General features: G+C 60.7%; 5 protein-coding genes. All 5 read left to right on the top strand.

Annotated features, from left to right (window positions below):
• Positions 1-1,189 (top strand): sugar ABC transporter ATP-binding protein (locus AC1DX0_RS29915; protein WP_477358037.1); only part of this gene is annotated, 1,189 nt, incomplete at its 5' end.
• A complete protein-coding gene (locus AC1DX0_RS29910; RefSeq protein WP_477222598.1) occupies positions 1,186-2,133 on the top strand; it encodes an ABC transporter permease in 948 nt (315 codons plus the stop codon). The genes AC1DX0_RS29915 and AC1DX0_RS29910, both read left to right, overlap by 4 nt.
• A 64-nt stretch (positions 2,134-2,197) precedes the next feature.
• Positions 2,198-3,820 (top strand): sugar ABC transporter ATP-binding protein, encoded by a 1,623-nt coding sequence (locus AC1DX0_RS29905; protein ID WP_477222599.1) that lies wholly within the window; start codon positions 2,198-2,200, stop codon positions 3,818-3,820.
• Positions 3,817-4,833: an ABC transporter permease gene (locus AC1DX0_RS29900; RefSeq protein WP_477222600.1), complete on the top strand. Its 1,017-nt coding sequence runs from the start codon at positions 3,817-3,819 to the stop codon at positions 4,831-4,833. The genes AC1DX0_RS29905 and AC1DX0_RS29900 overlap by 4 nt, the downstream gene beginning before the upstream one ends.
• Positions 4,834-4,955: 122 nt before the next feature.
• The coding region (locus tag AC1DX0_RS29895) for an ABC transporter permease (RefSeq protein ID WP_477358034.1) at positions 4,956-5,703 on the top strand (748 nt) is incomplete at its 3' end.

Below are 5,703 nucleotides of genomic sequence, written 5' to 3'. Positions count from 1 at the left end.
GGCTCTGATCGAGCGGTACGACTTCTCGCTTGATGCTTCCGCGCGCGTGGGCGATCTGGCCTTCGCCCAACGCCAGATGGTCGAGATCCTCAAGGCGATCTCGCGGGGCGCCAAACTGCTCGTGATGGATGAGCCGACGTCATCTTTGACCATCCACGAGGAAGAAACGCTTTTTCACACCATCGGTCAGCTCAAGCAGAACGGGATCGGTATCGTCTACATCAGCCATCGCATGGCCGATGTGCTGCGGCTTTCGGATCGCATCTCGATCATCAAGGATGGGCGCCTGGTTGGCCCACTCGAGCCGAGTAAGACATCCATCGAGGATATCGCCGCGATGATGTCGCGGCCAAAGGGCCAAGTGCCTTTGCCGACCGCCGCATTGCCCGCGAAACGCCACCCGGCAACGCCCGTCGGGACGCCCGCTCTTGAGGTCCGCGATCTGGCCACGTCGCGCAAGCTGTCCGGCGTATCATTGTCGATCGATCCAGGCGAGATCGTCGGCCTTGCCGGGCTTGTCGGCAGCGGCCGCTCGACCTTGGGCAAGGCTTTGTTCGGCATCCTTCCGGACGTATCCGGCCACATCACCGTCGCAGGCGAACCCGTTCGGYCGGGCAGCGTCAGCGGGGCCATCGCTGCTGGTATCGCGCTTGTTCCCGAAGACCGTCGGCTCGAAGGGCTTGTTGGCGGGCGCTCAATCGAGGAGAACCTCGCGCTTCCCCGCCTTTCCGATTTCTCGCTCGCGGGTCCCTTTGGACCGATGGCGAAGGCCCGGATAACGGCTCTGTTCAGACAATACCGTGACGAACTCAATATCCTGTGCCGCGGCCCCGTACAGAAAGCCCAGGAGCTCTCGGGCGGCAATCAGCAGAAGATTGTCTTCGCAAAATGGCTGGCCATGAAGCCGAAGCTGTTGATCCTCGATGAGCCAACTTCCGGCGTTGACGTCAATGCCAAGCGCGATATGCGCGAGCTTGTGCGGCGCACGGCCAGGGAGGGCGTCRCCGTGCTGCTCATTTCTTCGGAACTCGAAGAACTTCTGGATTTGTCCGATCGCATTCTGGTGATGGCGCAGGGGCGCATAACGCGCAGCATCGGCAGCGCGCACGACGAGACTGGGCTTCGCGCGTTGCTGCAGGCCGAGGCCGCCAGACAAACCAGCGTGCGCGCCAAGGGAGTTGCAGCATGAAACCGTCTTCGATGCCGATGCGCGCAGGTGCGACGAATTTCTTCCGCGATCACATCACCTATGTGATCTTCCTGGCGATCACCCTCTATTTCGTCTTGTTCGCCCCCCACTTCGCGTCAGTCTCAACCGCAAGCGCCGTTCTGCGCATCACAGCCATCGTCTCTGTGATGGCGATCGGCATGACGTTCGTCATCATCTGCGGTGAAATCGACCTGTCGGTCGGGTCGGTTGCCAGCTTTTCAGGTATGATCGGAGCGTTGCTGCTCGATCAAAATGTCCCCACCTATGTCGCCGCACTTCTGGTGTTGGGCGCCGGGGCCGCGATCGGCGCGGTGTCGGGCGTGCTTGTTACGAAACTGCGCATTCCATCGTTTCTTGTGACGCTTGGGATGTTGTCTATCTTTTCCGGACTGGCGCTGACCATCACCGGCACCCGGCCAGTGTCGATCGTCGACGATGATTTTTCGAATCTGTTCTGGAACGGCAGTTTTCTGGGCATGCAGGCACCGATCTGGTGGACGATCGTCCTTACGGCCGCCGGCTACTACCTGCTGCATCAGATGCCCTACGGCAGACGTGTCTATGCGACCGGTGGAAATGCTGTTGCCGCGCGCTTTTCCGGTGTGCGCACGGACGGCGTCAAGATCTTCGCCTTTGTACTATCCGGCATGACCGCATCCCTTGCGGGGCTGATGCTCGCGGCCCGCTCCACGGCAGGCAATCCCAGCCTGGGAGCGGGTCTCGAACTGGACGTGATCGCGGCTGTGATCATAGGCGGGACAAGTCTCTTTGGCGGTTATGGATCAATCGTCGGTTCCGTCGTCGGCGCAATCTTCATAGGCATTCTTGGGTTTGGTCTTCTCGTGCTCGGTCTTTCGACCAGCATCCAGGAGGTCATCAAGGGAGCCATCATCATCATTGCCGTCTCGTTGAACCGCCGATGAAAGCAGCAGCGAGGCATGAAAATTCGAGGATATGTGGCTCCGCCATTTAACCAGCGATGATCGGTTGATCGCAGCGCGTTTCGATGAAATAGTAAAAAGAGAACGTTCTCACAGCGTGTTTTGGGATGGAAGAGAACGTTTTGGAGGAAATCTGTTGAGTGTGTCGCCGCCACGATTGCAGGCCGCTGCCGTCACCAAATCCTACGGTGCGACGACAGCATTGGAAAATGTGTCGCTGGATCTGGCGGCCGGCGAAGTCCATGCGGTGCTCGGCGAAAACGGCGCCGGCAAATCCACGCTGGTCAAGATCCTCAGCGGTGTGCTTGCGCCAAACAGCGGTCAGATGCGTCTCGACGGTGCGGTCTATGCGCCGCATTCGATCCTGCATGCACGACAAGCAGGCGTCGCCACGGCTTTCCAGGAATTGAGCCTTGCGCCCAACTTGACCGTTGCCGAAGCGCTGCTGCTGCCCGCCATGAAGCGCGGGGCGTTCGGTCTGGTCTCTCCCTACCAGACAGCGCGAGCCGCAGCTGAAATCCTGCATCGCTATCGTCTCGACGACGTCTCGCCGATCGCCGGCATCGCCAGCCTGTCGCTCGCCCACAGGCAGCGCCTAGAGATCGCCCGCGCTATGCACCATGCCGAAAAGGTTCTTATCCTTGATGAACCCACAGCGGCGCTGACCGATGTCGAATGGCTGTTCGATCTGGTTCGCAACATTACCGCGGCCGGGACCGCCGTCCTCTATATTTCCCACCGCCTGGCCGAGGTGCGCACCTTGTGCAAGCAGGCAACGGTGCTGCGAAACGGCCGTTCTGTGGCAAGCGTCGGATTGTCGGATGCCAGCGATGCCGATATTTTCGAGCTGATGGTCGGCCGCACCGAGATGGCGCACGGACGGCGCACCCGCTCGCTCGTTCACGAGACGCGTTCCGTGCTCGAACTGAAGAATGTCACCGGCGCAAAGCTCAAGGGCGTCACATTCGACGTGAAAGAGGGCGAGATCGTCGGCATCGCCGCCTTGGAAGGCCAAGGCCAGCGCGAACTTTTCCGCACCCTAGTCGGCCTGGATAAAGCGACGTCGGGACAAATCCTGGTCGAAGGAAAACCCGTACAACCAAAGAGCCCGCGCCATGCCATCACAGCCGGACTGAGCTTCCTTCCCGAAGAACGCAAGGTGGAAGGCATATTCTCGACGCTGTCGACGGCAGCAAACATCGTGCTTCCCGTCATTCAGCACATCAGCCGGACCGGCTTTGTCTGGCCCGCGCTGGAACGGGACAGTGCCGCACGGGCATCCGAAGGGGTCGAACTCAATGCGCGCTATCTCGATTTTCGTATCGCCGACCTCTCCGGGGGCAATCAGCAGAAGGCATTGCTCGCGCGTGCGATGTTTACGGGCGCGCGTACTTTGCTTCTCTACGATCCGACACGAGGTGTCGATGTCGGCACCAAGCAGGCTATCTACGCGGCCATTCAGGCTTTCGCCGACAAGGGTGGATCGGTGCTTCTCTATTCATCGGAACTTACGGAACTGACGCGTCTGGCCGACCGCTGTCTGGTGCTCTACGGCGCACGTATTTTCGAGCAATTCACCGGCGAAGCCATCGAAGAGCGTGCGTTGGTCGCAGCCCTTACCGGTCATTCCCGAGACCCCGCAAAATCAAAGCGCGAGGTCGCGGCATGAGCATTCTTGCAACCAAGGCAGCAGCCACCCCTCACCGTCTCGCTCCGTCAATGTCTGCAAGGGCAAAAGCCTTACTGGCCAGCGGCACCGGCATCATCATCGTTCTCTACATCATCCTGTATGGCCTGTACTCCATATGGGATCCGACCGCGCTGACCGCCGACACGGTGCTCAACCTGACGAACAATGCCGTTCCCCTTGCGATCGCGGCGGCGGGTCAAACGTTGATCGTTTTGTCCAGAGGCTTCGACCTTTCCGTCGCCGGCGTCATCTCGCTGACAAATGTCATCATGGCGGCTTATCCGCTGGACGGCCCGATGGGGGCGGTCGAAAGCCTTGCCATCTGCCTGGCGATCGGGGGCGTGGTCGGCCTGATAAACGGCTTCCTGGTCGCTGTGCTGCGTCTCCAGTCGATCGCTGCCACGCTGGCGACGATGATCATCTGCCAGGGCCTTTCATTGGTGATCCTCGACGCGCCGGGAGGTACGGTCGCGGATTTCATCTCCTATGATCTGACCGACGTGCTTTTCGGCGTGATCCCGATCTCGGGGCTCTTCGTTGCGGCCGTTGTCGTCCTCTGGATGATTTGCCGACGCACGGCGTTCGGCACGGGCCTCTATGTCGTGGGAGCTGATGAGACAGCCGCGCATCTGTCCGGCATCAATGTCAAACGCGTGCGAATTCTAAGCTTTGTCATCGGTGGCATGCTCTACGGCCTCGCGGGTTTCATGCTCAGCGCTCAAACCGCGACAGGCAATCCCAATGCGGGCGCCTCTTTCCTGATGCTGACCTTCGCTGCCGTGGCGCTCGGCGGCACGTCGCTGAGCGGTGGGCGCGGCAGTGTCATCGCCAGCATCATCGGCGCCGGCACGCTCATGTTGCTGCAGAAAGTGCTGTTCGCCGGCGGCGTGTCGTCCTTCTACACCGGCATTTTCCAGGGCGTGGTGCTCGTGCTGGCGGTGGTGTTTGGAAATGTCGTGACGCATTTTGTTGAACGAAGAGGTGCATCGTGACCGAAACGCGCCCTCCCGGGGCGACTGTAGCCCCTACCCCGCGGACCCAACGGCAGACGGAAAGTGTCGCCGACAATCGGCGTACCGCCCGCTTGCGGCCAGAGACAATCACGGCGGTCTGCGTGTTCGGTATCAGTATCCTGCTGGTGCTGGGTTCACGCTTCGTCAGCCCGGCACTCGGTTCATGGGATCACGTCAACACCATAATCCTTCTGGCGTCTTTCCTGATCGTCGTGGCCTTCGGCCAGGGGATCGTCATCATGATCGGAGGTCTCGACCTTTCGGTCCCGGCGCTCATAACGCTTGGCGGCGTGCTGACGACCAGCTGGATCGATGCCTCCAGCGGCATGAGCTTGCCGCTGATACCGGCGATCTTGCTGATCTGCGCCTGCATTGGCGGGATCAGCGGCCTTGGAGTGACGTTACTGCGTATCCCGCCCTTCATCATGACCATGGCGACCGGGATCATCACCGCTTCCGCGGCACTTGGGCTGACGAGCGGTACACCGCGCGGCGCGGCTCCCCCAATCCTGACCGATCTGATGAAAGCGAGTTGGATCGGCATCCCGGTCATTCTCCTGTTCATCCTGGCTTTCGCGATCTTCGGCTCGGTGTTGCAGGGTCGAACATCCTACGGCCGCCGCCTGACAGCCATTGGTGCGAATCCGGTCGCGGCACATGTCGCAGGCATTGCAGTGCGCAGTTCGGTTCTGATCGCCTATATGCTGAGCGCAGCCGCATCCGGGTTTGCCGGCATGATGCTGGCGGGCTACGCAAACGGCGCAACGCTGCGCATGGGCGACGACTATCTGCTGCCCTCGATTGCCGCCGTCGTAATCGGCGGCTCGTCCATTCTTGGTGGCAGCGGCT

The sequence above is a fragment of the Mesorhizobium sp. P3_A9 genome (genome assembly GCF_056402975.1).
The sequence above is the reverse complement of the archived record's forward strand: the minus strand, read 5'-3'. Positions and strand labels throughout refer to the sequence as shown.

Coding starts and splice junctions, on each gene's coding strand:
- AC1DX0_RS29910 (WP_477222598.1), top strand. CDS start 1,186: ATGAAACCGTCTTCGATGCCGATGCGCGCAGGTGCGACGAATTTCTTC.
- AC1DX0_RS29900 (WP_477222600.1), top strand. CDS start 3,817: ATGAGCATTCTTGCAACCAAGGCAGCAGCCACCCCTCACCGTCTCGCT.